Below are 23,176 nucleotides of genomic sequence, written 5' to 3'. Positions count from 1 at the left end.
AGCCCGCCGAAAACGGCGTGACGAGGGGCCGCGCGCGTTCGGCGAACGGAACCCCTCAGGGGGTGTGGCGTTGGGGGACGGGGACCCCTATTCTATCGCAAAGCTTGAAACCCCGGAGCGCGCATCATGGCCACCACCAAGGCACGAGAAGACATCAAGGCCGACCTGAAGGCCCTCAAGGAGGATCTGAAGACCGGCGCCCGCGAAGAGACCCAGCGCCTGCGTGAAAAGGCCGCGGAAGCCGAGACCCGCCTGCGCGCCAAGGGCGAGGAAGTGCGCGAACAGGCGCGCGGCTATTACGAAACCGCCCGCGAGCGCGGCCGCGAATATTACGACGACGCCGCCGAGCGTCTGGACGAGGCGCAACGCTATGTCGTCGAGCGGGTGCAGGAACGTCCGCTGCAATCGACCGCCATCGCCCTGGGCGTCGGCGTGCTGCTGGGCCTGCTGCTGGCCGGCCGCCGTCGCTGATGTTCAAGGGCATCGTCAAACGGGTGGTGGCGACGGCCATCGTCGCCGCCAGTGTCTTCCTGGCCGTGATCTTCCTGGGTCTGTGCGTCTTCTATGGCCTCAGCCTGGTGATGACGCCGCTGGGGGCCGCCGCGATCACCTTCGGCGTCTTCGCCCTGGTCGCCCTGATCGTCGCCCTGATCTTCCTGCGGGGAGACAGCGACGACGAGGAGGACGAGGACGCTCCCGACGGTCTGGTCGGCAAGCTGCTTCATCTGGTGCGTGAGCGGCCGATCATCGGCGCGGTCGGCGGCCTGGGCGCGGCCTTCCTCCTGCTGCGCAACCCGGCCCTGGCCGCCATCGTCGCCAGCATGGTGGCCGATCGCAAGATGGACCAGGGCGGCTACGGCCGTCGGCGCCGTCGCTGAAGCCGGGAGCGCCTGACGCATCGACGGCGTGGACGTGGCGGCGCGACTCGGATTTAGGGCGCGGCGAAAGCCGAAGACATCATGGGGCGACGCTTCGGCGTCGCCCCATTCTTTTTGTCGCCATCGCCTCAGAAAAAGAACTTTACATCTCAAAGTAAATGGGCGAGAGTGGCGTATCGACATTCGGAGGCGCTCATGACCCGCGACACTCAAGCCGTTCAAGACGACATCGCCTATCTGCGCGGTCTGGCGCACGAAGGCCGAAACGCGCCGCTGCTGGCGGGCCCGATCCTGGTGACGGCCGGCGTCGTCTTCGGCGGGGCCAATCTGTGCCAATGGGCCATCCAGAGCGGATTGATCAACGTCAATCCCTGGGCCCAGCTGTGGCTCTGGGTCGCCGCCGGCGTGATCTTCGCCGGGGCCGTGACGGTGCTGATCGGCCGGATCAAGACCAAGCCGGGCTTCCATTCGGCCAGCAACCGTTCGGTCGGCGCGGCGTGGGAGGCCGTGGGCTACGGCATCTTCGTGACTTGGCTGTCTCTGGTCGCCTTGTCGGTGAAGACCGGCCACTGGTCGTGGATGTCGGTCATGCCGACGACGGTGCTGGTCGCCTATGGATCGGCCTGGATGGTCGGCGCGGCCATGACCCGAACCCGCTGGATGTCGCTGACGGCGCTGGCCTCCTACGCCGGGGCGGTGGCCGTGGCCTGGTTCGTGACCGATCCGCTGATCTTCCCGGTCTTCACGGCGGTCCTGATCGCGGTGGCCCTGATCCCCGGCCTGATCCTGATGCGGCAGGAACCGTCGGAGATCGTCTGATCATGGCCGACGATTTCGACATCGGCCGGATCGACGACGTCATTCACGGCCGTATCCGCCTGGGGATCATGGCCTATCTGTCGGGCGCGGACTCCGCCGACTTCAACACCCTGAAGACCCGGCTTCAGACGACGGACGGCAATCTGTCGGTCCATCTGCGAAAGCTGGAGGAGGCCGGTCTGGTCGCCGTGGAAAAGAGCTTCAACGGTCGAAAGCCCCTGACCCAGGCCCGGCTGACAGAGGCGGGCCGAACCGCCTTTCTGGACTATCTCGATGCGATGGCGGCGCTGTTGCCGACGCGCTAAGGAGCCGGGATGACCAGCCGTCTCCACAGCTTCGAACGCATCGACAATGTCCGGGACTACGGCGACTACGACACGGCGGCCGGGCGGCGCATCCGTTCGGGCCTTCTGTTGCGTTCGGCCCACCATGCCCGCGCGACCGACGCCGATCTGGCCCGGCTGAAGGCCATGGATGTCCGCACCATCGTCGATCTGCGCCGGCCCGGAGAGCGGCGGGACCAGCCGTCGCGGCGCTATGACGGTTTCGCCGGTCGGGTGATCGAAGGCGGTGTCGACGACGGGGTGGAGGCGCCGCACCTCACCTTCCTGAAGACCCAGGACCTGACGCCCGATTCCGGCCGTCGATTCATGACCCGGACCTATCGCGCCCTGCCGTTCGACGCCGCCCATCTGGACGTCTTCGGCCGTTATTTCCGGGCCCTGGGCGAGGCCGAGGGGGCGGTGCTGATCCACTGCGCGGCGGGCAAGGACCGGACGGGCGTGCTGGCGGCCCTGACGCATCACCTGCTGGGCGTGGGGCGTGACGATCTGATCGCGGACTATCTGCTGACCAATACGGCGGTCGATCTGCCGGGCCGCGCCCCCGCCATCGCCAAACAGTTGCACGCCCTGACCGGCCGCCTGGCGTCCGAGGATGCGTTGGTCGCCTTTCTGGGCGTCGAGCCCGTCTATCTTGAGGCCGCCTTCGAGGCCATCCAGACGGATTTCGGCTCCATCGACGCCTATCTGGAGCGGGCTCTGAACGTCGATGGAGCCTTGCGCGACCGGATCGTCGCCCGGCTGTCGGCTTGAACGCGCCCCTGACCGAGAGCGTCGTCCTGTCGGCGCCCTGGACCGAGCCGGTTCAGGTCGCGGCCGGCCTGGGAGACGGCGACGGCGTCCTGATCCTGCTGTCGGACGGGGGACCCGGCGGGCGCTGGTCGCACATCGGGGCCCAGCCGGATCTGACGCGGACGGGGCCGCTCGAGGACGCCGCGCCCTTCGCCGCCCTGCGCCAGGAGGCGTTCGGGCCGGGGACCGTGGGTCTGGCCGCCTATGACGCCGGGGCGCGACCGGCGACGGGGCCACGCGACACGGTGTGGCCCGACCTGATGCTGGCCCGCTATCCGGCCCTGCTGACCTTCGATCATCACGCACGGACGGTTCGCGCCGTCGGGCGGGGCGCGACGACGGAAAAGGCCCGGATCGCGGCGCGCAAGGCGCTGGCCTGGCGGGATCGGGCGACGCTGTTTCAGACGCCCTCGCCGCCGGCCGAGACCTTTGACGCCGAGGCGCCGCCCCAGGTCTATCGGGACGCCGTGGCCGACGTGGTCGCTCGCATCGCGGCGGGCGAACTGTTCCAGGCCAATGTCGCGCGCGCCTGGTCCGGCGTCCTGACGCCCGAAGGCCGACCCTTCGACGTCTTTCTGCGCCTTCAGACGCAACGCGCCGCGCCGTTCGGGGCCTATTGGCGGTTGGGCGACCGGGCGATCGTCTCGAACTCGCCCGAGCTGTTTCTGGCCTTCGACGCCCGAACGCGCCGGGTGGAGGCGCGGCCGATCAAGGGCACCCGCGCCCGCGCCGACGATCCCGCCAAGGACGCCGCCCTGGCTGCCGACCTGATCGCCAGCGCCAAGGACCGCGCCGAGAACCTGATGATCGTCGATTTGATGCGGAACGATCTGTCGCGCGTCTGCACGCCCGGTTCGGTCAAGGTCGAGCGGCTGTTCGCGGTCGAGAGCCATCCCACCGTCCATCATCTGGTCTCGACCGTGACGGGCGCCGCGACGGCAGGCGTGGGCGCGGCGGACCTTCTGGAGGCCACCTTTCCGCCCGGCTCGATCACCGGGGCCCCCAAGCATCAGGCGATGAAGGTGATCGCGGGCCACGAGCCGCCGCGCGGGCCCTGGTGCGGGTCCCTGTTTCTGATCGAGGCGGACGGCGGCTTGACCGCCTCTGTCCTGATCCGCACGGCGGGCTTTCAGCGGATCGGCGGTCGCTGGCGCTATCGCACCCTAGCCGGCGCTGGCCTGGTCGCGGACAGCGATCCCGACGCCGAGCGGCTGGAGACCGAGGCCAAGATCGAGGCCCTGCGCGACGCCCTGGTCGGTCAGCAGCCGGTGCAGGGAACGGTTTCGACGGTGCGCGGCCGCAGATAGGCCACCCGTTTGAAGTGGAAGAGGCCGGGCGCCATCTGGCTGAACGACGACTGGTAGTCGTAGAAGGTCTCCGACACGATGACCGACTCGCCGTTTTCCAGCATATCGGCCGGCACGTCGGCGTCCTGGGGCTTCAACTTGTCGCTCATGCCCTTGGTCCGGCTCCAGTCGACCTTGTAGGTGTTGGCCGAAACGCGGGTCACGCTGCTGACGCGCTGTTTCAGCGTGGCGGTCGGGAAGGGGCTCATGATCAGTTCGCCGATGGCGAAGATGTCGGAAATCTGGGCCGGGGTGGTGGCGTCGGTCTGGGACACCAGGTCCGCGACCATGGAGGCTGTGTGGCCGGTGCGCTTCAACGCCATATAGCCCTGACAATATTCGATCATGCCGAAGTAGAGCAGGATCATGATCGGCGCCAGGAAGGCGAATTCGATCGCCGCGCCGCCGCGCGTGTCGCCGCCCATGGATCGTAAGGCGCGCCTAGACATTCCACGGCTCGTTGCGGAAGGCGGTGGCGGCGCTGAGCAGCAGGGCGCCGTTCTTCAGGCGCGATCCGGCCTGGCTGAGAAGCGGCGTCACCAGGGGCTGCTGATACCAGGCCCGCACCAGGATCAGATCGCCCGGCTGGCCCCCGTCATAGATGACCTGCTTCGGATCCATCTCGCCGTCCCTGATCGGATTGGGCGGGTTGGGGGTGGTGAACTGCGGAATGACCCGCACATCGACTGTCAGCCGATCGCGGCAGTCGCTGTTGAAGACGCCCATCCGCTCGCAAACGGCGGACTTGAACTTGGTCTGGTCGAACTTCTGGCTGGACGCCTGGCCCGTGCGCACCAGGCGGCTGGTCTCCACCACGGCGTTCTCCAGCAGGGAGTCCACGACGAAGGCCAGACCCAGCTCCAGCATGGCGAAGATCATGAAGAAGAAGGGCAGGGCCACGAAGGCGAATTCCACCGCCGCCGCGCCCTCGCGCCGACGTCCGCCGCGCATCCTCGATTTGCCCCGCGCGATCACCGATCGGCTCAGGGCGCCGTCGGACCGGAGCTGGTGGAAGGCACGGTGCGAACGCTGGGCGCGCAGGTGGACGCGCAGGTCATTTCGGTCGCCTGGGCGCCGCGCCAGACCCGCACCGATCCGGTGTTGCCGCCGCTGACGACGATTTCGCGCTGGAACAGGGTGCGGCCGACGCCGTCGACGGCCACGACCTCGGTGATGCCGTAGCCCTTGCCGACGATGAACAGGGTGTTGGCGTCGACCACCGACACGTCCGCGATCTGAGGATTGCCCACGATGACGGAGGCGGCGGCGCCGCGCAGCTGCACGCGGGCGGAACGGTCGATCTCGACATTCAGCGCGCCGTCGGCGCCGCTGCGCGCCTGGGCGGCCAAAGGAAGGACGGCCGTGGCGGCGACGGTCAGGGCGGCGATCAGCGCGGCGGCGGGACGTGACATCGGCGGCTTCTTCTAAACGGCGCGCACAGGCGCGGACGCCCGCAGGATGCGCCAGACTTTCTCAACAAAGGCTGAAGCGACGGCACGAGAATTTTCTTTGGTAAATTCGAGCGTAACCACAAGTCGTGACTCAGGCTTAACGGCCGTGTGCGATTGTCATCCTGCGTTTGGGGGTCAAGCGGGCCACCGGCTCCCCCCGCCAAGTAGCTCGCTAGACATTTTTGAAAAGGAACCTACCCATGACCAAGTTCATCTCGCGTTTCGCCAACGACGAATCGGGCGCCACCGCCATCGAATACGGCCTGATCGCCGCCCTGGTCGCTGTCGCCCTGATCGGCATTCTGACGACCATGAGCGGCAAGCTGCACCAGACCTTCTCGAAGGTTTCCACGACCCTGGACAACGCTTCCAAGTAAGTCGCATCCAAGAGATCGCGGAAGGGCCGAAGCGCAAGCTTCGGCCCTTTTGCTTTGGGGCGCGTCCATCGGCGTTCACGCATAATAGACGTGAGATCAGATCGCGTTGTGTTCCGTGATCTTCGTCAAGATTTCTAGACTGCATTCTATTGGATGTTGAAATCGACCGGAGATTAATCTCCGGATTTTGGTTAATACGTCGTCACAACGCCGCATGACTAGTTTTTAAGACAAGCGTGGCAGTATGGCCTTGCTTTCGGGGGTCGGGCCATTGGCTCCCTTCCGCCAATCGAACCGCTTCGAAATATTGAATGAGGACCAATCCATGACCCAGTTTTTCTCTCGCTTCGCCAACGACGAATCGGGCGCCACCGCCATCGAATACGGCCTGATCGCCGCCCTCGTCGCTGTCTCCCTGATCGGCATTCTGACGACCATGAGCGGCAAGCTGAACCAGACCTTCTCCAAGGTCTCCACGACCCTGGACAAGGCTTCCAAGTAAGCTGCGTCGGACGATGTCCACGCAAGGGCCGAAGCGCACGCTTCGGCCCTTTTGCTTTGTCGGAAACCCAACCTTAAGTCCTGCCGGGTAAGGTCGAGGTCATGGACGCTCTTCTGCTCATTCTACTCGGCATGTTTCCGGCGCTCGTCATCGTCGGCGGTCTGAACGACCTGACGACCATGAAAATTCCAAACTGGATTTCATTGGCCCTGGTCGCCCTGTTTTTCCCGGCGGCCTTGCTGGCCGGCGTCGCACCCATGGACATTGCGGCGCATGTCGGCGTCGGCGTCGCCGCCCTTCTGGTCGGCATGGCCATGTTCGCCCTGAACTGGATCGGCGGCGGCGACGCCAAGCTGCTGGCGGCGGGCTGTCTGTGGATGGGCGTGTCCGGCGCGCTGCCGTTCCTCTTGTGGACCGGCGTGGCCGGCGGCGGTTTCTGCCTGCTGCTGATGAGCGCGCGGACCTATTACCCGGCGATCGCGCCCTTGGTGTCCCAGGCCTGGATTGTCCGCCTGATGCAGCCCAAGGGCGATATTCCCTATGGCGTGGCCATCGCCATCGGCGCCCTGATCGCCCTGCCCGAAAGCGGTGTTGCGGTCGCCTACATCGCCGGTCGATAGGGCCGCAACGTCTTAAAAAAAAGGCTGGCGAATCGGCGTTCTGGGCCGCTTAGGAAGCGTTAACCCTCTGGCGTCATGATTGTTAACGGTAGGGTGTGGGGGAACTCATCCTCGGTTTCACGCCTGCCGGAGACCTCTCTGGATGAAGCCTGCGCGCATCGTCGTCATCTGCATCGCCGCCGTGTCCGCCATCGGCCTGGCCCTGGTCGTTCGCACCATGGTCTCCTCGTCGCATCGGCCCGCGGCGCCCGCCGCGGCCGCGCCCGTCGAGAACAGGCCCATGACCCGCGTTCTGGTGGCGAACGCCGATTTGACGCCGGGCAAGCGCCTGACCGAGGCCGATCTTCAGTGGAAGGACTGGCCCATCGACGAGGTCGATCCCGCCTTCATCACCGACGGCTCCAACTCCGCGCCGGCCAAGGACGCCAAGCCGGCGGACGCCGTGGGCAAGGCCGACGCCGCCGTGCAGCGGATGGCCCGCGCCGCCTCCGACCTGGCCGGACCGGGCGTGAAGTCCGACTATATCGGTTCGGTGGTGCGCGAACGCATCCTGGCGGGCGAGCCGATCCTGCCGCGCAAGATCGTCCGCGCGGGCGACAGCGGCTACATGGCCGCCTATCTGGAGCCGGGCATGCGCGCCATGGCCATCGGCGTCACCGTGGAATCGGCGGCCGGGGGCTTCATCCTGCCGGGCGACCGGGTCGATGTGGTCATGACGCGAGAGATCGAAACCGTCACCGCCGCCGGCGGAACCTCCAAGAAGACCTTCGTGTCCGACGTGGTCATGCAGAACATCAAGGTCCTGGCCATCGACCAGACCACCCGCGCCGGTCCCGACGCCCAGTCGGTGGTCGGGGCCACCGCGACCCTCGAGGTCCGCCCGCAGGACGCCGAGCTTCTGGCCAAGGCCAAGTCGGAAGGCGAACTGTCCTTGTCCCTGCGCTCCTACGCCGACACCGGCGGACCGTCCGGATCGGTCGGCCGCGGCGCGGCCGATGCGTCCGCGCCGCGTTCGGTCCGCATCTATCGCGGCGGCGCGCCCGAGGTGGTGGTGACGCCATGAGAAATCCGATGATGCGCCCGATGATGCGAAAGACCGCCGCCCTGGCCTGCGCCCTGCTGACGGCCGGCGCCCTGGCGCCCGCCTCCGTGGCCCAGACCCGCGCAGCCGTGGCGATGGGCGCGACGCCGCAGATGATCAACCTGCCGCGCGGCTCCTCCTTCGCGGTCGACCTGCCGGCGGACGCCCGCGACGTGATCGTGTCGAACCCGCAGGTGGCCGAGGCTATGCTGCATTCGCCGCGCCGCATCACCGTGATCGGCATCGCGCCGGGAGAGACGGACGCCGTCTTCCTGGACGCCGCCGGCCGCACGATCCTGACCCTGCGCATCCGCGTCGATGCGGGCGTCAGCGCCCTGCAGGACACCCTGAATCGTTTGTTTCCCAGCGGCGCCATCCGGGCCGAAGCCGTCAACGACAGCGTCATCCTGACCGGAACGGCCGAGTCCCCGTCCGATTCGACCCAGGCGGCCCGCGTCGCCGGCGCCTTCGTCTCGGCCCCCGAGAAGGTGATGAACCTGATCACCGTGCCGGGGTCGGACCAGGTCACGCTGAAGGTCCGCGTGGTCGAGGTTCAGCGCAACGCCATCAAGCAGCTGGGTTTCAACACCTCGGCGGTGGTCGGAAGGCTGGGCGACGCGCAATGGCTTTTGGGCAACGCCGCGACCTGGGGCGTGAACGGCGCGCTTCTGGGCGGCCTTAGCGCTGGAACCTCGATCGACACGACCAAGAACTATCAGATGCAGGCGCCGTGCACCGGGCCGGGGTGGCCGGCCGGGGCGCTATGTCCTGTCACGGTCAACGGGCCGCAGGACGCCGCCAACTGGGATACGGCCCAGCCGGGCACGGGGCCTGGCTCCGACGGCCTCAACAAGGGCGAGGCCACGCTGAAGGCGTTCGAGCGGGTCGGCCTGCTGCGCACGCTCGCCGAACCCAATCTGACGTCGGTGAACGGCGAGGCCGCCAGCTTCCTGGCCGGGGGGGAGTTCCCCGTGCCGGCCAGCCGCGACTCTCAGGGCCAGATCACGGTTCAGTACAAGCCTTACGGCGTCGCCCTGTCCTTCCGCCCGGTGGTCCTGTCGGGCGGGCGCATCAGCCTGCAGGTCAAGGTCGAGGTTTCGGAACTGGCTTCCCAGGGCGGCCTGACCATCGGCGCGGGCACGGCGTCGTCGATAACCCTGCCGGGCCTGACGGTCCGCCGCAGCGAAAACACCATCGAAATCCCCTCCGGCGGATCGATGATGATCGCCGGCCTGCTCCAGGAAAACAGCCGTCAGACCGTGGACGCCCTGCCCGGCGTCACCAACCTGCCCGTCCTGGGGCAGTTGTTCCGGTCGCGGGACTATCTGATGGGCGAAACGGAGCTGGTGGTCATCGTCGAACCCTATCTGGTCAGTCCGACCGCGCCGTCGCGCCTGCAGACGCCGGCCGACGGTCTGCGTATCGCAACCGACTCCCAGACGATCTTCTTCGGACAACTGAACCAGGTTTACGGCCTGCCGAAGACGGCTCCGGCCGGTTCCGTCGGCTATGTGATCGAGTAAGCGCCATGACACGCACCCTGATTGCCGCTCTTCTGACCACCGGCGCCCTGACGCTGGGCGCCTGCGTCGGCGGCCCCGCCAGCCTGGGCGGTGAACCGCCCCTGACGCCGACGGCGCGTTACCAGCTTCAGGTCGAGCCGGATCTGGATCGCATCGCCCTGGCCGTGCACGACACCGGCCTTTCGCCCAATCAGCGGGCGGCGCTGGAGGCTTTGGTCGGTCGCTGGCGCGCGGGCGCGGACGCCGCCCTGGTCGTCGAGGCGCCGGCGGGCGAAGACCCGGTCGCGTTGAAGGCCGCCTACGATGTCCGCAACGCCCTGGCGAACCTGGGCGTGCCGACGGAGCGCCTTCAGCTGGTCAGCTACGCCGCCCCCGATCCCAGGGCGCCGGTCCTGGCCGGCTATCAGACGGTGCGCGCCGTCGTGCCGCAATGCGGCACGGCCTGGGGCAACCTGGGTCGGACCGGCGACAACCAGTCGGCCTCGAACTTCGGCTGCGCGGTGACGGCCAACCTGGCCGCACAGATCGCCGACCCGCGCGACATTCAGGCGCCGCGCGCCATGACGCCCGCGTCGGCGGCGCGCCGCACGGTGGTGTTCGACCTGTACCGCGCCGGCAAGTCGACCTCGGCCGACCGTGAACAGCTTGTCCGCGACTCGGTCGTTTCTCGGGCGGTGAACTAAGCCATGACTCCAGCCCACGCTCCTCGCCCCTTCGAAGCCTTCGACGATCCGTTCGATGCGGAGATGACGTTTGACGCGCCGCCGCAGGATCGCGCCGCAGTCGCCCCGGCGCCCTTCGGCTCCGGCCCCTTGTCCGACGGGCCTGCGGCGCCGACCGAAATCTATAATCCGGTCGGCGACGTCGTGGCCCAGGCTCAGGCCGGTCTGGCCGACGCCGGCCTCATCGCCGCGCCCGAGATCGAAACCATGCCCCCCGCCGTGGTGGGCGAAACGGGCCTGGCGCCGGTGGGCGCCATCGGCGAGGTGTCGGTGCCGCGCATCGCCATCCACGTCTTCGCCGAACGTCAGGACACCCTGGCCTCGGCCGAGCGCGCGGCCCAGGATCGTCGTCTGTCGCGCGCCACGACCCAGATTCGCGTGGGCGGCGTCGCCGCCGCCGTGGAGGCTTATCGGCACGAGCCGACCCCGCCCCTGATCATCGTCGAATGCCTGCTCGATCCGCACGGCCTGCTGGCCGAGATCGACACCCTGGCCGAGGTCTGCGATGCGGGCACCAAGGTCATCGTCATCGGCCGGACCAACGACATCCTGCTGTTCCGCGAACTGATGCGGCGCGGGGTCAGCGAGTATCTGGTCGCGCCGCTGCAGCCGCTGCAGCTGATCGCGGCCATCGGCGGCCTGTTCAACGACCCGGCCCAGCCCTTCGTCGGCCGGTCGATCGCCTTCGTCGGCGCGCGCGGCGGGGCCGGCGCCTCGGCCGTGGCGCACAACACCGCCTACGCCATCTCCGAGAAGATCGGCGCCAATACGGTGATCGTCGACTACGACCTGCCGTTCGGCACCGCCGGCCTGGACTTCAACCAGGATCCGCTGAACGGGGTCGCCGACGCCCTGGGCCAGCCCGACCGGCTGGACTCGACCCTGCTGGATCGGATGATGATCCGCTGCACGGACAAGCTGAGCCTGTTCGCCGCGCCCGCCAGTCTGGACACGGACTGGGACATCTCGACCGAGGCGTTCGAGGAGGTCACGACCCGCATCCGCTCCACCGCGCCGTTCGTGGTTCTGGACCTGCCCCACCTGTGGTCGCCCTGGATGCGCCGCATCCTGATCAGCGCCGACGAGGTGGTGGTGGTGGCGACGCCGGACCTGGCGTCCCTGCGCAACGCCAAGAACATGATCGACCTGATCCGGCACGGCCGTCCGAACGACGCGCCGCCCCGCCTGGTGCTGAACCAGGTGGGCGTGCCCGGCCGTCCCGAAATCCCGGCCAAGGATTTCGGCGCGGCCCTGGGCGTGCACCCCAGCCTGGTCATTCCGTTCGACGCCAAGACCTTCGGTTCGGCCGCCAACAACGGCCAGATGATCCTGGACGCCGGCGCCAAGACCAAGTCCGCCGAGGCGTTCCAGACCCTGGCCCAGATCGTGTCGCGGCGCGAACTGCCGGTCGCGGCCAACCCCAAGGCCAGGGCGGGCAAGGCGCCCAAGGCGGCCAGGCCGGCCGGCGAATCCAGGTCGCTGTTCGCGGCCCTGACGAAGAAGCGCTGAGCGGGTGTTCGGCAAACGCACAGCCCAGCCCGGCGGATCGGCCCCGTCCTTCGCCCCGGCCCCGACCCCGGCGTCGCCCTCGCCGGGCGTCGAGACGGTGTCGGTGTTTCAGGCCGCGCCCGCAGGCGCGCCCGGCTCCGATTTCGACGATCTGGACGGCGCCGCCCAGGTCTTCGGACGCAACGCGGATGCGGCCAGGACCCCGCCTGCGGCCGCCGACCGTCTGGACGCCCTGGCTTCGCGGCCCAAGCCGGCGCCCGAAGTCCCGCGCCAGGCCAAGCCTTCGGCCTCCGGCCCCAAGCCCACGGCCGGTCTGGAGCAGTTGAAGAAGGCCCAGGCGGTCGCCGAGATCGTCCGGGAGCAGAGCGACTATTATCACGCCACGAAGAGCATCATCTTCAATGCGTTGATGAACACCATCGACCTGGCCCAGCTGGCGCATCTGGACCAGAAGGCGGCGTCCGAGGAAATCCGCGACATCGTCGCCGAACTGGTGGCGATCAAGAACGTCTCCATGTCGGTCGCCGAACAGGAGCATCTGGTCCAGGACATCGTCAACGACGTGCTGGGCTATGGTCCGCTGGAACCGCTGCTGGCGCGCGACGACATCGCCGACATCATGGTCAACGGCGCCGGTCGGGTCTTCATCGAAGTGGGGGGCAAGGTCCAGCTGACCAATGTTCGCTTCCGCGACAACACCCAGCTGATGAACATCTGCCAGCGGATCGTGTCCCAGGTCGGCCGCCGCGTCGACGAATCCAGCCCGATCTGCGACGCCCGCCTGCCCGACGGTTCGCGCGTCAACGTCATCGCCCCGCCTCTGGCCATCGACGGCCCGACGCTGACGATCCGGAAGTTCAAGAAAGACAAGCTGACGATGAAGAACCTGGTGGAGTTCGCCTCCATCAGCCCCGAGGGCGCGCGCGTCCTGGGCGTCATCGGCGCGTCGCGCTGCAATCTGGTCATCTCGGGCGGCACGGGTTCGGGCAAGACGACGCTGCTCAACACCCTGACGGCCTTCATCGACCCGACCGAGCGCGTCATCACCTGCGAGGACGCCGCCGAACTGCAGCTGCAGCAGCCGCACGTCGTGCGTCTGGAAACCCGGCCGCCGAACCTGGAGGGCCAGGGTCAGATCACCATGCGCGATCTGATCAAGAACTGTCTGCGGATGCGCCCCGAACGCATAATCGTCGGCGAAGTGCGCGGACCCGAAGCCTTCGACCTGCTGCAGGCGATGAACACCGGCCACGACGGCTCCATGGGCACCCTGCACGCCAACAGCCCGCGCGAGGCCCTGGCCCGTATGGAGTCCATGATCACCATGGGCGGCTACGGCCTGCCGTCCAAGACCATCCGCGAGATGATCGTCGGCTCCGTCGACGTCATCGTCCAGGCCGCCCGTCTGCGCGACGGTTCGCGTCGCATCACCCACATCACCGAGGTCGTGGGGCTGGAGGGCGATGTGATCGTGACCCAGGATCTGTTCCTTTACGACATCACCGGCGAGGACGAACACGGCAAGGTCGTCGGCCGTCACCGCTCGACCGGCATCGCCCGGCCCCGCTTCTGGGACCGCGCCCGCTACTATGGGCTGGAGCGCGAGCTGGCCGAAGCCCTGGACGCGGCGGAGTAAGGACGATGCTGCCCATTCTCGCCGCCGTTCTGGCCTTCATCACCATCGGCGGCCTGGGCTGGGTCTTCGTCGGCGGAGACGATTCCTCGGCCCAGGCGGTCAAGCGCGCCCAAAGCCTGGGCGAGGGCAAGAAGTCCGCCCTGGCGGGCAAGGCGGCGACGGCGGCGTCCAACACGCCAGAGGCGCGCCGCAAACAGATCATGCTGCAATTGCAGGAGGTGGATCGCCGCGAACGCAAGGCCCGCACCAGCATGGCCTCGCGCCTGCAGCAGGCGGGGCTGAACACCAGCCCGCGCGCCTTCCATATCATCAGCGCCGTCGCCGGTGTGATCGCCTTCGCCGGCGTCGCCGTGTTCGGCCTGCACATCCTCCTGGCCCTGGGCGTCGGCCTGATCGTCGGCCTGGGCCTGCCGCGCTGGGTCGTCGGCTTCCTGGGCAAGCAGCGGATGAAGAAGTTCTCGCTGGAGTTCCCCAACGCCATCGACGTGATCGTGCGCGGCATCAAATCGGGCCTGCCGGTCCACGAATGCTTCAAGATCATCGGCCGCGAGAGCCCCGCGCCCCTGGGGCCGGAGTTCAAGACCCTGAGCGAGGGCCTGGCCGTCGGCCTGACGCTGGAACAGGCGCTGGACAAGATGTTCCAGCGCATTCCGACGCCCGAGCTGCGCTTCTTCACCATCGTCATCGCCATCCAGCAGAAGACGGGCGGCAACCTGGCCGAGGCGCTGGCCAATCTGTCGACCGTGCTGCGCGCGCGGCGGATGATGGGCGAAAAGATCAAGGCCCTGTCGTCCGAAGCTCTGGCCTCGGCCGGCATCATCGCCAGCCTGCCGCCGGTCGTCATGACCGCCGTCATGTTCCTGAGCCCCGCCTATATGATGCCGCTGTTCACCGATTATCGCGGCAACTTCCTGCTGCTGTTGGCGGCGACGCTGATGGGCACCGGCGTCTTCGTGATGAAGCGCATGATTTCGTTCAAGATCTGAGGGGCGGACCATGGAAGGCTTCGTTCGCTTCATCATCGATCCGCAGAACCTGCTCAGCATCGGCGTGGGGGTTCTGGTCTTCGCCACCGCCCTGACCCTGCTGTCGGCCATGTCGCGCGGCGCCAGCCTGGACAAGCGGATGAAGGCGGTCGCGGAACGCCGAGACGACCTGAAGCGCCGCTCGCGCGCGGCCATCGCCACCGGGGCGCAGGGCGCGCTGCGTCACACCGACGAAGGGTTCAAGAAGCGGGTCGTGGACCAGCTGAACCTGACCAAGCTGCTGGAAGACCCCAAGGTCGCCGATCAGATGGTGCAGGCCGGCCTGCGCGGGCCGGGGCCGCTGACGACCTTCTATTTCTTCCGCTTCGCCTCGCCCTTCGTCGCGATGGCGGTGGCGGTCTTCTACATGTTCGTGATCAAGGTCGTGGACTGGCCCACGATGAACAAGCTCACGCTCTGTTTCGCGGCGGCGCTGGGCGGTTTCTATGCGCCGAACATCTATCTGAAGAACCGCATCGACAAGCGCCGCGCCTCCATCATGCAGGCGTTTCCCGACGCGCTGGACCTGCTGCTGATCTGTGTCGAGGCGGGGATGTCGATCGAGGCGGCCATCGCCAAGGTCAGCCAGGAGATCGGCAGCACCTCCATCGACCTGGCCGAGGAACTGTCGCTGCTGTCGGCCGAGCTCAGCTATCTGCCCGACCGTCGCATGGCCTATGAGAACCTGGGCAAGCGCACCAACCATCCGGGCGTGAAGGGCGTCGTCACGGCCATGACCCAGGCCGATGTCTATGGCACGCCGCTGTCCGCGGCCCTGCGGGTCATGGCCAAGGAGAACCGCGATCTGCGCCTGTCGGCGGCCGAGAAGAAGGCCGCCGCCCTGCCGGCCCAACTGACGGTGCCGATGATCCTGTTCTTCCTGCCGGTCCTGTTCATCGTCATCCTGGGTCCGGCGATCCTGAACATCATCGACCTGATGAAGAACGGCGGTTGACGCGGCTGCAAGGCCGCCTTCAGGCTTCGGCCGCCGCCTTCAGGCGTTCGACCAGGTCCTGCTGGGCCTGGGCCAGGACCGACTTGTGCCTGTCCAGATACAGTTCGCCGCGCAGGCCGGCGAAGGTCAGCGCGGACGAGACGATGCAACTGCCCTTCTCCACCTCCTCGATGTCGATGTAGCGCAGGGTGCGGAACAGAAAGCCCCGGTTCTCGGTCCAGACCAGCCGCACATAAGGCCGCCAGTCGGCCACGCGCGCGGCGGCGCGACGTTCGCCCAGGCCGGGATAGGTCTCGATCAGGGTCAGGGCGGCGCCGAAGCCGATCTTGCCCTCGGGCTCGCGCTCGTAGGGGTTCCATTCGCTCCAGCGGGACAGGTCCGAAATCAGGTCCCATAGCCGGTCGGAGGTGGCCCGCACGCCGGCGCGCTTCTCGATCTTGGTGTCGTCCATGGGCTCGATCTGGCACGGCTCGGCGCCGGAAGGAAGGCGTTTTCACTCGGCCTGGTCCGCCTTCAGCCGCCGCCCGTCGTTCAGCCCCAGCAGGGCCTTGACCTCGAACAGGTCCGATCCGGCCGGCACGATCAGCAGGTTCTGCGGCCGCGCCGCGTTCACCGCCACCACCGCCCCCTTCGGGCACAGGTCGAAACAGTCGGTCCCCGTCACTGTCAACGCGCCCTTGCGACCCTTCTTGCCCGTCTTCAGGTGCAGATATTTCCGCAGCGCCTTCTTCAGCGTCAGGTCGCCGTCCGGCCCGAAACCGCCGTCCAGTTTCTTGGAGCATTTGCGGCAGACCAGCACGACATCGCGCCATTCGGTCTTCGCGCTCTTGAAGGTCTTCTCACCCATGCCGACAGAAATCGCCGTTCGTCACCGCTTGCACAAGCGGTCGCGGCGCCGTCACCTGTCGTCGGGCTGAAAATTTCACGGGACCTTCACATGCGCCGACTGTTCGCCGCCTTCCCCCTGACCCTGCTGCTCGCGGCCGGGACCGCTCAGGCTCAGGTCGATACGGCCAGCGTGGACGCCGCCGTCCAGCGGGTCCTGCCCGAGGTCGTCGCCTGGCGCCGCGACTTCCACCAGCATCCCGAACTGGGCTTCGCCGAGACCCGCTCGGCCGGGGTGATCGCCGACCATCTGCGGTCGCTGGGGCTGGAGGTCCGCACCGGGGTCGGCAAGACCGGCGTGATCGGCATCCTGCGCGGCGCACGGCCGGGTCATGTGGTGGCCCTGCGCGCCGACATGGATGCCCTGCCAGTGCAGGAGGCGACGGGCCTCGACTTCGCCTCGACCGCGACCGGGACCTATATGGGCAACACGGTGCCGGTCGCCCACGCCTGTGGCCACGACATGCATATGGCCATGCTGATGGGGGCGGCCGAGGTGCTGGCGGGGATGAAGGACCGGATCGCCGGAACCATCGTTTTCGTCTTCCAGCCGGCGGAGGAGGGCGCCCCTCCGGGCGAGCCCAAGGGCGGCGCGGCCCTGATGATCGCGGAGGGGGCGCTGAACGATCCCAAGCCCGAGGCCATCTTCGGCCTGCACGTCGTGCCGGGCCGTCCGGGCAGCATCTTCTATCGGCCGGAAGGGTTCATGGCGGCGTCGGACCGCGTGGACATCCGCCTGACGGGCAAGCAGACGCACGGCGCCTGGCCCTGGCGCGGGGTCGATGTGATCGCGGTGGCGGGTCAGGTGGTCGAGACGGTCAACACCCTGACCGCGCGCACGGTCGATCCGACCACGACCCCGACCGTCTTCACCATCGCCACCATCAACGCCGGCGTTCGCTACAACATCATCCCCGACAGCGCGACGCTGTCGGGCACCTTGCGCACCTTCGATACGGCCCAGCGCGACGCCCTGGTCGCCCGCGCCGGGACCGCCATCGACCATGTCGCCGAGGCCTACGGCGCTACCGCCGAGTTCGGCGTCAAACAGAACGCCGCCCTGGTGTTCAACGACCCCGGCCTGTCCGCCTGGCTGGCCCCGGTCCTGACCGAGGCGGCGGGCGAGGGCGCCGTCAACCCCGCCACGCCCCCGACCACGGTGGCCGAGGACTTCAGCTATTTCCAACAGGTCATCCCCGGCGTCTTCTACCATCTGGGCGCCAGCCCCGACGGCGTCGACCCCGCGACCTCCGCGCCCAACCATTCGCCGGAGTTCTCTCCGAACGAGAAGGTCCTGCCGGTGGGCGTGAAGACGCATGTGCTAACGGCGCTGCGGTTCTTGGAGCGGAGCTGAGGAGCTTAAAGCCTCTTCAGTTTGTATTTTCAGACGCGATAAATTTCATAACTGTGGCGACCTTTGCGGACGCCACCTATGGTCGGTCTCTCAACAGCAGGGGGTCGAAATGACCAAGAGTATTGCGATCTTCAACAACAAGGGCGGGGTCGGAAAGACCACCTATATGTATCACGTCGCGCACCTCCTCGCTGAGCGTGGCTGATGGTTGATGGTGATAGTCAGTGTAATCTCACGGCCTACTGCTTGAGCGATACCGGAATCAGGCAGTCATGGGCTGTTGATGGAAACAGTATCTACAGAGCTATCGAACGAGTCGCGCGCGGTATTGGTGATATTCGACAAAGACAGCCGACTGCAGTTCCCCACGCCAAAGGCAAGCTCTTCCTAGTGCCAGGCGATCTTCGCCTCAGCGATTTTGAAGATACGCTGGGCGATACGTGGAGCGCCGCAAGAGGTGGAAACGAGCCGGCAGTTCGAGCTCAATCTGCGATCCATCGATACATTCAATGGGCAAGCGCGAAGGTTGGGGCAGATTTGGTTTTGCTAGACCTTGGACCTAATCTTGGTGCCTTAAATCGCGCTGTGCTTGCATCGGCAGATTATTTTATCACTCCTTTGGCTCCTGACCTCTTCTCGATCCAGGGCACAGAAAATCTTGGCAACAAGCTCGTTGGGTGGCGCAAAGAGTGGGATCAAACAAACGCCGCATGGAAAGACCCGTCTCTTTCAATCCCTAAAGGTCGCCCTACGTATCTTGGATACGTCGTCCAGCAGCATAACGTACGTTCAAACGCAGCCGGAATGACGGAAGGCTGGCAGATTTACGGGAATGAGCTGGAGCCAGCGATCCAAGAGAATATCATCGACAAGCTGCGTCCACTGGACCAAGTCGTCAACTGGGAAGATGATGAGTTTCAGCTGGGTAAAATTCCCAACCTTCACAGCTTAGTGCCTTACTCAATGGATGCTAAGAAGCCCATTTTCTATTGCACTTCGAGCGATGGTGTTCGAGGCGCTCACATCGCAAAGGCTAGAGATTCCGCTGATCATTTCGAGGAAATCGTCGATACGCTGAACTCAGTTTCGTCATGGCCTTAATGGCAAACGTCGCGCCTACAACCGCTCGAACACCGTCTCGATCACCCGGCGATAGACCGCCGTCAGCGTCTCCAGCTCCGCCGTCGGCACGCGCTCGTCGATCTGGTGCATGGTCTGGCCGACCAGGCCCAGTTCCAGCACCGGGCACAGGGCGCGGATGAAGCGGGCGTCGGAGGTGCCGCCGGTGGTGGAGGCCTCGGGGCGGCGGCCCGCCACGGCCTCGACCGCGTCCTGAACGGCCTCCACGAAGGCGCCCGGCTCGGTCAGGAAGGCTTCGCCCGAACACAGGTGCTCCAGCGTGATCCGAAGCCCGGTCTCGGCCTGGACGGCGCCGGCCTCGCGGTTCAGCCAGTCGATCAGCCCGTCGCCGGTGTGGCTTGGGTTGAAGCGGATGTTCAGCCGCGCCGTCGCCTGGGCCGGGATGATGTTGGTCGCCGGATTGCCGATGTCGATCGTGGTGATTTCGAGGTTCGACGGGGGGAAGTTCTCGTAGCCCTCGTCCAGGACGTGGTCGTTGAGGCGGGCCATCAGACGCGCGATCACCGGGGCCGGGTTGGCGGCGCGCTCGGGATAGGCGACGTGTCCCTGTTTGCCGTGGACGGTGATCCAGGTGTTCAGCGAGCCGCGCCGCCCGACCTTGATCATGTCGCCCAGCTGTTGCGACGACGAGGGTTCGCCGACGACGCAGGCGTCGATGACCTCGCCCTCGGCGGCCAGGGCCTCGACCACCCGTTTGGTGCCGTGCAGCGCCGGGCCTTCCTCGTCGCCGGTGATCAGGAAGGAGAGGGATCCCTTCGGTTCGCCTTCGGCCAAGACTTGCGACACGGCGGCGACCCAGGCGGCGATCCCGCCCTTCATGTCCACCGCGCCGCGACCGTACAGGACGCCGTCCCTGACCTCGGCGTTGAAGGGTTGCGACGACCACTGCTCCGACGGGCCGGTCGGGACCACGTCCGTATGGCCGGCGAAGCACAGGTTGGGCGAGGCGGTCCCGCGCCGGGCGTACAGGTTCTCGATCCGCGCATGGACGCCTTCTCCCCCCGGTCCCTCGAAGGCCAGGCGGCGGCAGGTGAAGCCCAGCGCCGTCAGATGGCGTTCCAGCACGTCCATCGCCCCCTCGTCGGCGGGGGTGACGGAGGGAATGCGGATCAGGTCGCGGGTCAGTTCGACAGGATCGATAACGGGAGTTGATGCGCGGCTCATGCGGCTATGCTTTAGGGATAATCCGCGTCTTCGAGAAGACGGTGTGCTCCTGCTGAAGCCGAGACCTTGACCACAGAATCCATCGACACCGGCCCCGCCGCCCCGCCTGTTCCGCCTGCGCCGCCAGAGGGGCCGTCCAGTCCGTGGGGCATTCGCGACTTCCGCCTGTTGTGGTTCGGGCGGGGGTTGGCGGTGCTGGCGATCCAGATTCAGTCGTCGGCCCTGTTGTGGCAGGTCTATGAGATCGCCCGGCGGGACCATCCGGTCGAACAGGCCAGCCTGTATCTGGGGCTGGTGGGGCTGTGTCAGTTCCTGCCGCTGCTGGCCTTCACCCTGCCGGCCGGGGTCATGGCCGACCGGCGCGACCGCAAGCGCACGGTGTGGATCTCGATCCTGGTCGAGGCGGCCTGCGCGGGATCGTTCCTGGCCATGGCCCTGCATGGAAACCCGCCGCTGTGGGGTCTGTTGGCGGTCGCGGCCCTGTTCGGCGCGGCGCGGGCCTTCCTGGCGCCGGCCAGCCAGGCCTTCCTGCCGATGGTGGTGGGACGCAAGGCTCTGCCGCCGGCCATCGCGGCCCTGTCCATCGCCTTCCAGACCGGCGCCATCGCCGGCCCGGCCCTGGGCGGGGTGATCGTGGGGGTGAACGTGCCCCTGGCCTATGCGGTGTCGCTGGGCATGTTCCTGCTGGCCGTCGCCGCCTTCATCCTGATCCGCACCAGCGGCAAGCCCGCGCCCCAGGCCAATCCGCTGTCGCCGGTGGATTCGGTCAAGGAGGGGCTGGCCTATGTGTGGAAGACCAAGATCGTGCTGGGCGCCATTTCGCTGGATCTGGTGGTGGTGCTGCTGGCGGGCGTGGCGCTGCTGACGCCCATCTTCGCGCGCGACATCCTTCATGTCGGGCCGCAAGGGTTCGGCCTGCTGCGCGCCTCGTTCGGCGTGGGGGCCATGGTCATGGCCATCTATCTGAGCCGCTATCCGATCCGTCAGAACGGCGGGCGCTGGATGTTCGCGGCGGTGGCGGTGTTCGGTCTGTGCACCATCACCTTCGGCCTGTCGCGCATCGTCTGGCTGTCGGGACTGGCGCTGTTCATCGGCGGGGCGGCGGACATGATCAGCGTCAATGTGCGCCAGACCCTGATCCAGCTGGCCACGCCCGATCACATGCGCGGGCGGGTGTCGTCGGTGTCCATGCTGTTCATCGGCGCCTCGAACGAACTGGGCGAGGCCTATTCCGGCGTCATGGTCCGGCTGCTGGGCGCGGTCGGCGCGGCGGTGTTCGGCGGGTTCGGCGCCCTGGCCGCGACCGGGGCCTGGGCGACGATGTTCCCGGGGCTGAGGAAGGCGGACAAGCTGACTTGAGTGGCGAGTATCGAGTGACGAGTGGCGAGGACGATAGCGAACGGCTCGTCACTCGCCACTGACCACTCGCCACTCCGCGTGATCACCACGCCCGGAAATGCTTCGACAGCTTCAGGCCCTGGTTCTGATAGTGGCTGCCGCTTTCGCCATACAGGCGGCTGGGGCGCTCCGTCAGGGGCTCATAGACCAGGCGGGCGACGATCTGGCCGTGTTCCAAAAGGAACGGCGTGTCGTGGGTCCGCACCTCCAGCACCCCTTTCGAGCCCGCGCCATGCGCCTCGTCGGTGCCGAAGCCGGGGTCGAAGAAGCCGGCGTAGTGGACGCGGAACTCGCCCACCGACGGATCTATGGGGGTCATTTCGGCGGCCTGGTCGACCGGGATTTCGACGTCGTCGGACGAGGCCAGGATGTAGAACTCGCCGGGGTCCAGCAGCAGTTCGCCGCGCCGCAGCGTCAGCGGCTCCCAGAAGTCGCGCGGGTCGTGGCCGTCGATATGGTCCAGATCGACTACGCCCGCATGGCGACGGCCGCGGAAACCGACGATGTCGCCGCCCTGCAGATCGACGCCGACCGAGCGGGTCTCCAGCTTGGGCGGATCGCCCGCCTTCAGCCGCAACTGGTTCAGCCGCGTGCCGGGGCGCACCAGAATGGAGAAGGTCTGGGGCGCGACCTCCATATAGAGGGGGCCGTCATAACCTTCGGCCACATCATCAAAGCTGGCGCCTTGGTCGGTCAGCAGTCGCACGAAGACATCGACGCGCCCGGTCGAGCTTTTGGGATTGGCGCGGGCGATCAGGCCCTGCGGCAGCTTCAGCCGCTCCTGCAGGCGCACGATATAGACGCAGCCCTTTTCCAGCACGACGCCGGCGTCGGTGATCTCGATGGCGTGCATGGCCACGTCGGCGATCCGCTCCTCGACCTTGCGGCGGCCGGGCAGGAAGGAGGCGCGGACGCGCCAGGCCTGATCCGACAGGCGCAGGTCCAGGCTGGCGGGCTGGACCTGATCGGCGTCGAAAGCGGTGTCGGACGTGATGGCGCCCGTGGCGATCAGCGTCTCGATGGACTGGGCGGGAAGGATGCCGGGGCGCGGCGCCTGGAAAATGCTCATGGCGTCTGTCTCACACGGATTTCACGACTTGTCTTCAAGTCGCGCTTGCGACCCGCGCGCGGCGGGGCGAGCATATAGCCCATGCACGATGGTCCTGCCTATACCGCCGAAACGAACGGCATCCTGATCCGGGTGCGGCCATCCTATCTGGCGGGCCAGTCCGACCCTGAGGCGGGGCGCTGGGTCTGGGCCTATCAGATCGAGATCGTGAACCTCAGCGGCGTGACGGTCCAGCTGATGGCCCGCCGCTGGACCATCACCGACGGCCACGGCCATGTGGAGGAGGTCGGCGGGCCGGGCGTGGTCGGCGAACAGCCAGTGATCGAACCGGGCGGCAGCTATTCCTACGCTTCGGGCTGTCCCTTGGCGACCGACAGCGGGTCCATGGTCGGGGTCTATCTGATGACGGACGGGGAGGGACGCAGCTTCGAAGCGGACATCCCGGCCTTCTCGCTGGATACGCCGGATGCGCGACGGGTGTTGAATTAGCCTCGGGGTTCCTGGTTCGCCCTTCGGACGCCCCGGAAGGACGCGGTCAGCCAGAGGCGGAAGGGGCTGCGTCAACCCGGATGAACCGCAGCCCCGCCCC

The 23,176-nt window shown here is 67.2% G+C and carries 26 protein-coding genes and 1 pseudogene; 20 read left to right on the top strand and 7 right to left on the bottom strand.

Annotated elements, in window-relative coordinates:
• Positions 1–126 precede the first annotated feature (126 nt).
• From QE389_RS08835 to QE389_RS08810, 6 genes are all read left to right on the top strand, one after another.
• Complete coding sequence (locus tag QE389_RS08835; protein WP_307366449.1) at positions 127–471, top strand: DUF883 domain-containing protein; 345 nt, start codon at positions 127–129, stop codon at positions 469–471.
• Complete coding sequence (locus QE389_RS08830; protein WP_307366447.1) at positions 471–878, top strand: hypothetical protein; 408 nt, start codon at positions 471–473, stop codon at positions 876–878. The genes QE389_RS08835 and QE389_RS08830 overlap by 1 nt, the downstream gene beginning before the upstream one ends.
• Positions 879–1,073: 195 nt before the next feature.
• Complete coding sequence (locus QE389_RS08825; RefSeq protein WP_307366445.1) at positions 1,074–1,697, top strand: hypothetical protein; 624 nt, start codon at positions 1,074–1,076, stop codon at positions 1,695–1,697.
• Between the two features lie 2 nt (positions 1,698–1,699).
• The gene (locus QE389_RS08820) at positions 1,700–2,002 is read left to right on the top strand and encodes a transcriptional regulator (RefSeq protein WP_307366444.1); all 303 of its coding nucleotides are present in this window, start codon (positions 1,700–1,702) and stop codon (positions 2,000–2,002) included.
• A 9-nt stretch (positions 2,003–2,011) separates the two neighbouring features.
• Positions 2,012–2,791, top strand: coding sequence for a tyrosine-protein phosphatase (locus QE389_RS08815; protein WP_307366442.1), 780 nt, complete (start codon positions 2,012–2,014; stop codon positions 2,789–2,791).
• A complete protein-coding gene (locus QE389_RS08810; RefSeq protein WP_307366440.1) occupies positions 2,788–4,137 on the top strand; it encodes an anthranilate synthase component I family protein in 1,350 nt (449 codons plus the stop codon). The genes QE389_RS08815 and QE389_RS08810 overlap by 4 nt, the downstream gene beginning before the upstream one ends.
• Here the strand turns inward: QE389_RS08810 and QE389_RS08805 are convergent.
• From QE389_RS08805 to QE389_RS08795, 3 genes are read right to left on the bottom strand one after another with little or no spacing between them, the layout of a single operon-like run.
• A complete protein-coding gene (locus QE389_RS08805) occupies positions 4,089–4,625 on the bottom strand; it encodes a TadE/TadG family type IV pilus assembly protein (RefSeq protein ID WP_307366438.1) in 537 nt (178 codons plus the stop codon). The two genes, QE389_RS08810 and QE389_RS08805, sit on opposite strands and share 49 nt — an antisense overlap.
• The gene (locus QE389_RS08800; RefSeq protein ID WP_307366436.1) at positions 4,618–5,127 is read right to left on the bottom strand and encodes a TadE/TadG family type IV pilus assembly protein; all 510 of its coding nucleotides are present in this window, start codon (positions 5,125–5,127) and stop codon (positions 4,618–4,620) included. Before QE389_RS08800 ends, QE389_RS08805 begins: the two co-directional genes overlap by 8 nt.
• 32 nt (positions 5,128–5,159) lie before the next feature.
• Positions 5,160–5,588, bottom strand: a complete 429-nt coding sequence (locus QE389_RS08795) for a pilus assembly protein N-terminal domain-containing protein (protein WP_307366434.1) — start codon at positions 5,586–5,588, stop codon at positions 5,160–5,162.
• 239 nt (positions 5,589–5,827) lie between these two features.
• Between QE389_RS08795 and QE389_RS08790 the strand changes: the two genes are divergently transcribed.
• The 10 genes from QE389_RS08790 (at position 5,828) to QE389_RS08745 (ending at position 15,577) form a co-directional block, all read left to right on the top strand.
• The gene (locus tag QE389_RS08790; RefSeq protein ID WP_307366432.1) at positions 5,828–6,004 is read left to right on the top strand and encodes a Flp family type IVb pilin; all 177 of its coding nucleotides are present in this window, start codon (positions 5,828–5,830) and stop codon (positions 6,002–6,004) included.
• A gap of 325 nt (positions 6,005–6,329) precedes the next feature.
• The gene (locus QE389_RS08785; protein WP_307366430.1) at positions 6,330–6,506 is read left to right on the top strand and encodes a Flp family type IVb pilin; all 177 of its coding nucleotides are present in this window, start codon (positions 6,330–6,332) and stop codon (positions 6,504–6,506) included.
• 101 nt (positions 6,507–6,607) lie between these two features.
• Positions 6,608–7,126, top strand: a complete 519-nt coding sequence (locus tag QE389_RS08780) for a prepilin peptidase (protein WP_307366428.1) — start codon at positions 6,608–6,610, stop codon at positions 7,124–7,126.
• Between the two features lie 142 nt (positions 7,127–7,268).
• Complete coding sequence (gene cpaB, locus QE389_RS08775) at positions 7,269–8,189, top strand: Flp pilus assembly protein CpaB (protein ID WP_307366426.1); 921 nt, start codon at positions 7,269–7,271, stop codon at positions 8,187–8,189.
• Positions 8,190–8,197: 8 nt separating this feature from the next.
• A complete protein-coding gene (locus QE389_RS08770) occupies positions 8,198–9,730 on the top strand; it encodes a type II and III secretion system protein family protein (protein ID WP_307366425.1) in 1,533 nt (510 codons plus the stop codon).
• A 5-nt stretch (positions 9,731–9,735) separates the two neighbouring features.
• On the top strand, positions 9,736–10,413 hold the full coding sequence (locus QE389_RS08765) for a CpaD family pilus assembly protein (RefSeq protein WP_307366423.1): 678 nt from the start codon (positions 9,736–9,738) through the stop codon (positions 10,411–10,413).
• Between the two features lie 3 nt (positions 10,414–10,416).
• Positions 10,417–11,961, top strand: coding sequence for a cellulose synthase operon protein YhjQ/BcsQ (locus QE389_RS08760; RefSeq protein ID WP_307366421.1), 1,545 nt, complete (start codon positions 10,417–10,419; stop codon positions 11,959–11,961).
• Positions 11,962–12,112: 151 nt separating this feature from the next.
• A complete protein-coding gene (locus QE389_RS08755) occupies positions 12,113–13,597 on the top strand; it encodes a CpaF family protein (protein ID WP_373458345.1) in 1,485 nt (494 codons plus the stop codon).
• Between the two features lie 5 nt (positions 13,598–13,602).
• Positions 13,603–14,583: a type II secretion system F family protein gene (locus QE389_RS08750; RefSeq protein WP_307366416.1), complete on the top strand. Its 981-nt coding sequence runs from the start codon at positions 13,603–13,605 to the stop codon at positions 14,581–14,583.
• Between the two features lie 10 nt (positions 14,584–14,593).
• Positions 14,594–15,577, top strand: coding sequence for a type II secretion system F family protein (locus tag QE389_RS08745; RefSeq protein WP_307366414.1), 984 nt, complete (start codon positions 14,594–14,596; stop codon positions 15,575–15,577).
• Positions 15,578–15,596: 19 nt separating this feature from the next.
• Here QE389_RS08745 and QE389_RS08740 read toward each other — a convergent pair whose 3' ends face one another.
• Together QE389_RS08740 and QE389_RS08735 are read right to left on the bottom strand one after the other, a co-directional pair.
• Positions 15,597–16,028, bottom strand: coding sequence for an SRPBCC domain-containing protein (locus tag QE389_RS08740; protein WP_307366412.1), 432 nt, complete (start codon positions 16,026–16,028; stop codon positions 15,597–15,599).
• A 42-nt stretch (positions 16,029–16,070) separates the two neighbouring features.
• Positions 16,071–16,424: a hypothetical protein gene (locus QE389_RS08735; RefSeq protein ID WP_307366410.1), complete on the bottom strand. Its 354-nt coding sequence runs from the start codon at positions 16,422–16,424 to the stop codon at positions 16,071–16,073.
• 90 nt (positions 16,425–16,514) lie between these two features.
• Between QE389_RS08735 and QE389_RS08730 the strand changes: the two genes are divergently transcribed.
• Together QE389_RS08730 and QE389_RS08725 are read left to right on the top strand one after the other, a co-directional pair.
• Complete coding sequence (locus QE389_RS08730) at positions 16,515–17,816, top strand: amidohydrolase (RefSeq protein ID WP_307366408.1); 1,302 nt, start codon at positions 16,515–16,517, stop codon at positions 17,814–17,816.
• A gap of 109 nt (positions 17,817–17,925) precedes the next feature.
• A pseudogene (locus QE389_RS08725) lies at positions 17,926–18,917 on the top strand (ParA family protein).
• A gap of 15 nt (positions 18,918–18,932) precedes the next feature.
• On the opposite strand, the gene dapE reads toward QE389_RS08725, so the two are convergent.
• Entirely contained in the window at positions 18,933–20,120 is a 1,188-nt protein-coding gene (gene dapE, locus QE389_RS08720) for a succinyl-diaminopimelate desuccinylase (protein ID WP_307366406.1), read from the bottom strand.
• 66 nt (positions 20,121–20,186) lie between these two features.
• On the opposite strand from dapE, the gene QE389_RS08715 reads away from it, so the two are divergent.
• The gene (locus QE389_RS08715; RefSeq protein WP_307366404.1) at positions 20,187–21,479 is read left to right on the top strand and encodes an MFS transporter; all 1,293 of its coding nucleotides are present in this window, start codon (positions 20,187–20,189) and stop codon (positions 21,477–21,479) included.
• A gap of 82 nt (positions 21,480–21,561) precedes the next feature.
• Here QE389_RS08715 and QE389_RS08710 read toward each other — a convergent pair whose 3' ends face one another.
• A complete protein-coding gene (locus QE389_RS08710; RefSeq protein ID WP_307366402.1) occupies positions 21,562–22,587 on the bottom strand; it encodes a 2'-deoxycytidine 5'-triphosphate deaminase in 1,026 nt (341 codons plus the stop codon).
• An 81-nt stretch (positions 22,588–22,668) separates the two neighbouring features.
• On the opposite strand from QE389_RS08710, the gene apaG reads away from it, so the two are divergent.
• On the top strand, positions 22,669–23,076 hold the full coding sequence (apaG, locus tag QE389_RS08705; protein WP_307366399.1) for a Co2+/Mg2+ efflux protein ApaG: 408 nt from the start codon (positions 22,669–22,671) through the stop codon (positions 23,074–23,076).
• Positions 23,077–23,176 lie beyond the last annotated feature (100 nt).

This window comes from Brevundimonas sp. SORGH_AS_0993 (genome assembly GCF_030818545.1).
Taxonomy (GTDB): Bacteria; Pseudomonadota; Alphaproteobacteria; order Caulobacterales; family Caulobacteraceae; genus Brevundimonas.
The sequence above is the reverse complement of the archived record's forward strand: the minus strand, read 5'-3'. Positions and strand labels throughout refer to the sequence as shown.

Bases quoted from the DNA above. Each gene is read 5' to 3' on its own strand.
- cpaB (WP_307366426.1), top strand. From the start codon at position 7,269: ATGAAGCCTGCGCGCATCGTCGTCATCTGCATCGCCGCCGTGTCCGCC.
- QE389_RS08820 (WP_307366444.1), top strand. From the start codon at position 1,700: ATGGCCGACGATTTCGACATCGGCCGGATCGACGACGTCATTCACGGC.
- QE389_RS08785 (WP_307366430.1), top strand. From the start codon at position 6,330: ATGACCCAGTTTTTCTCTCGCTTCGCCAACGACGAATCGGGCGCCACC.
- QE389_RS08780 (WP_307366428.1), top strand. From the start codon at position 6,608: ATGGACGCTCTTCTGCTCATTCTACTCGGCATGTTTCCGGCGCTCGTC.
- QE389_RS08765 (WP_307366423.1), top strand. From the start codon at position 9,736: ATGACACGCACCCTGATTGCCGCTCTTCTGACCACCGGCGCCCTGACG.
- QE389_RS08815 (WP_307366442.1), top strand. From the start codon at position 2,012: ATGACCAGCCGTCTCCACAGCTTCGAACGCATCGACAATGTCCGGGAC.
- QE389_RS08800 (WP_307366436.1), bottom strand. From the start codon at position 5,127: ATGCGCGGCGGACGTCGGCGCGAGGGCGCGGCGGCGGTGGAATTCGCC.
- QE389_RS08750 (WP_307366416.1), top strand. From the start codon at position 13,603: ATGCTGCCCATTCTCGCCGCCGTTCTGGCCTTCATCACCATCGGCGGC.
- QE389_RS08710 (WP_307366402.1), bottom strand. From the start codon at position 22,587: ATGAGCATTTTCCAGGCGCCGCGCCCCGGCATCCTTCCCGCCCAGTCC.
- QE389_RS08830 (WP_307366447.1), top strand. From the start codon at position 471: ATGTTCAAGGGCATCGTCAAACGGGTGGTGGCGACGGCCATCGTCGCC.
- QE389_RS08730 (WP_307366408.1), top strand. From the start codon at position 16,515: ATGCGCCGACTGTTCGCCGCCTTCCCCCTGACCCTGCTGCTCGCGGCC.
- QE389_RS08790 (WP_307366432.1), top strand. From the start codon at position 5,828: ATGACCAAGTTCATCTCGCGTTTCGCCAACGACGAATCGGGCGCCACC.
- QE389_RS08795 (WP_307366434.1), bottom strand. From the start codon at position 5,588: ATGTCACGTCCCGCCGCCGCGCTGATCGCCGCCCTGACCGTCGCCGCC.
- QE389_RS08805 (WP_307366438.1), bottom strand. From the start codon at position 4,625: ATGTCTAGGCGCGCCTTACGATCCATGGGCGGCGACACGCGCGGCGGC.
- QE389_RS08735 (WP_307366410.1), bottom strand. From the start codon at position 16,424: ATGGGTGAGAAGACCTTCAAGAGCGCGAAGACCGAATGGCGCGATGTC.
- QE389_RS08825 (WP_307366445.1), top strand. From the start codon at position 1,074: ATGACCCGCGACACTCAAGCCGTTCAAGACGACATCGCCTATCTGCGC.
- QE389_RS08835 (WP_307366449.1), top strand. From the start codon at position 127: ATGGCCACCACCAAGGCACGAGAAGACATCAAGGCCGACCTGAAGGCC.
- QE389_RS08770 (WP_307366425.1), top strand. From the start codon at position 8,198: ATGATGCGCCCGATGATGCGAAAGACCGCCGCCCTGGCCTGCGCCCTG.
- apaG (WP_307366399.1), top strand. From the start codon at position 22,669: ATGCACGATGGTCCTGCCTATACCGCCGAAACGAACGGCATCCTGATC.
- QE389_RS08740 (WP_307366412.1), bottom strand. From the start codon at position 16,028: ATGGACGACACCAAGATCGAGAAGCGCGCCGGCGTGCGGGCCACCTCC.
- QE389_RS08745 (WP_307366414.1), top strand. From the start codon at position 14,594: ATGGAAGGCTTCGTTCGCTTCATCATCGATCCGCAGAACCTGCTCAGC.
- QE389_RS08760 (WP_307366421.1), top strand. From the start codon at position 10,417: ATGACTCCAGCCCACGCTCCTCGCCCCTTCGAAGCCTTCGACGATCCG.
- dapE (WP_307366406.1), bottom strand. From the start codon at position 20,120: ATGAGCCGCGCATCAACTCCCGTTATCGATCCTGTCGAACTGACCCGC.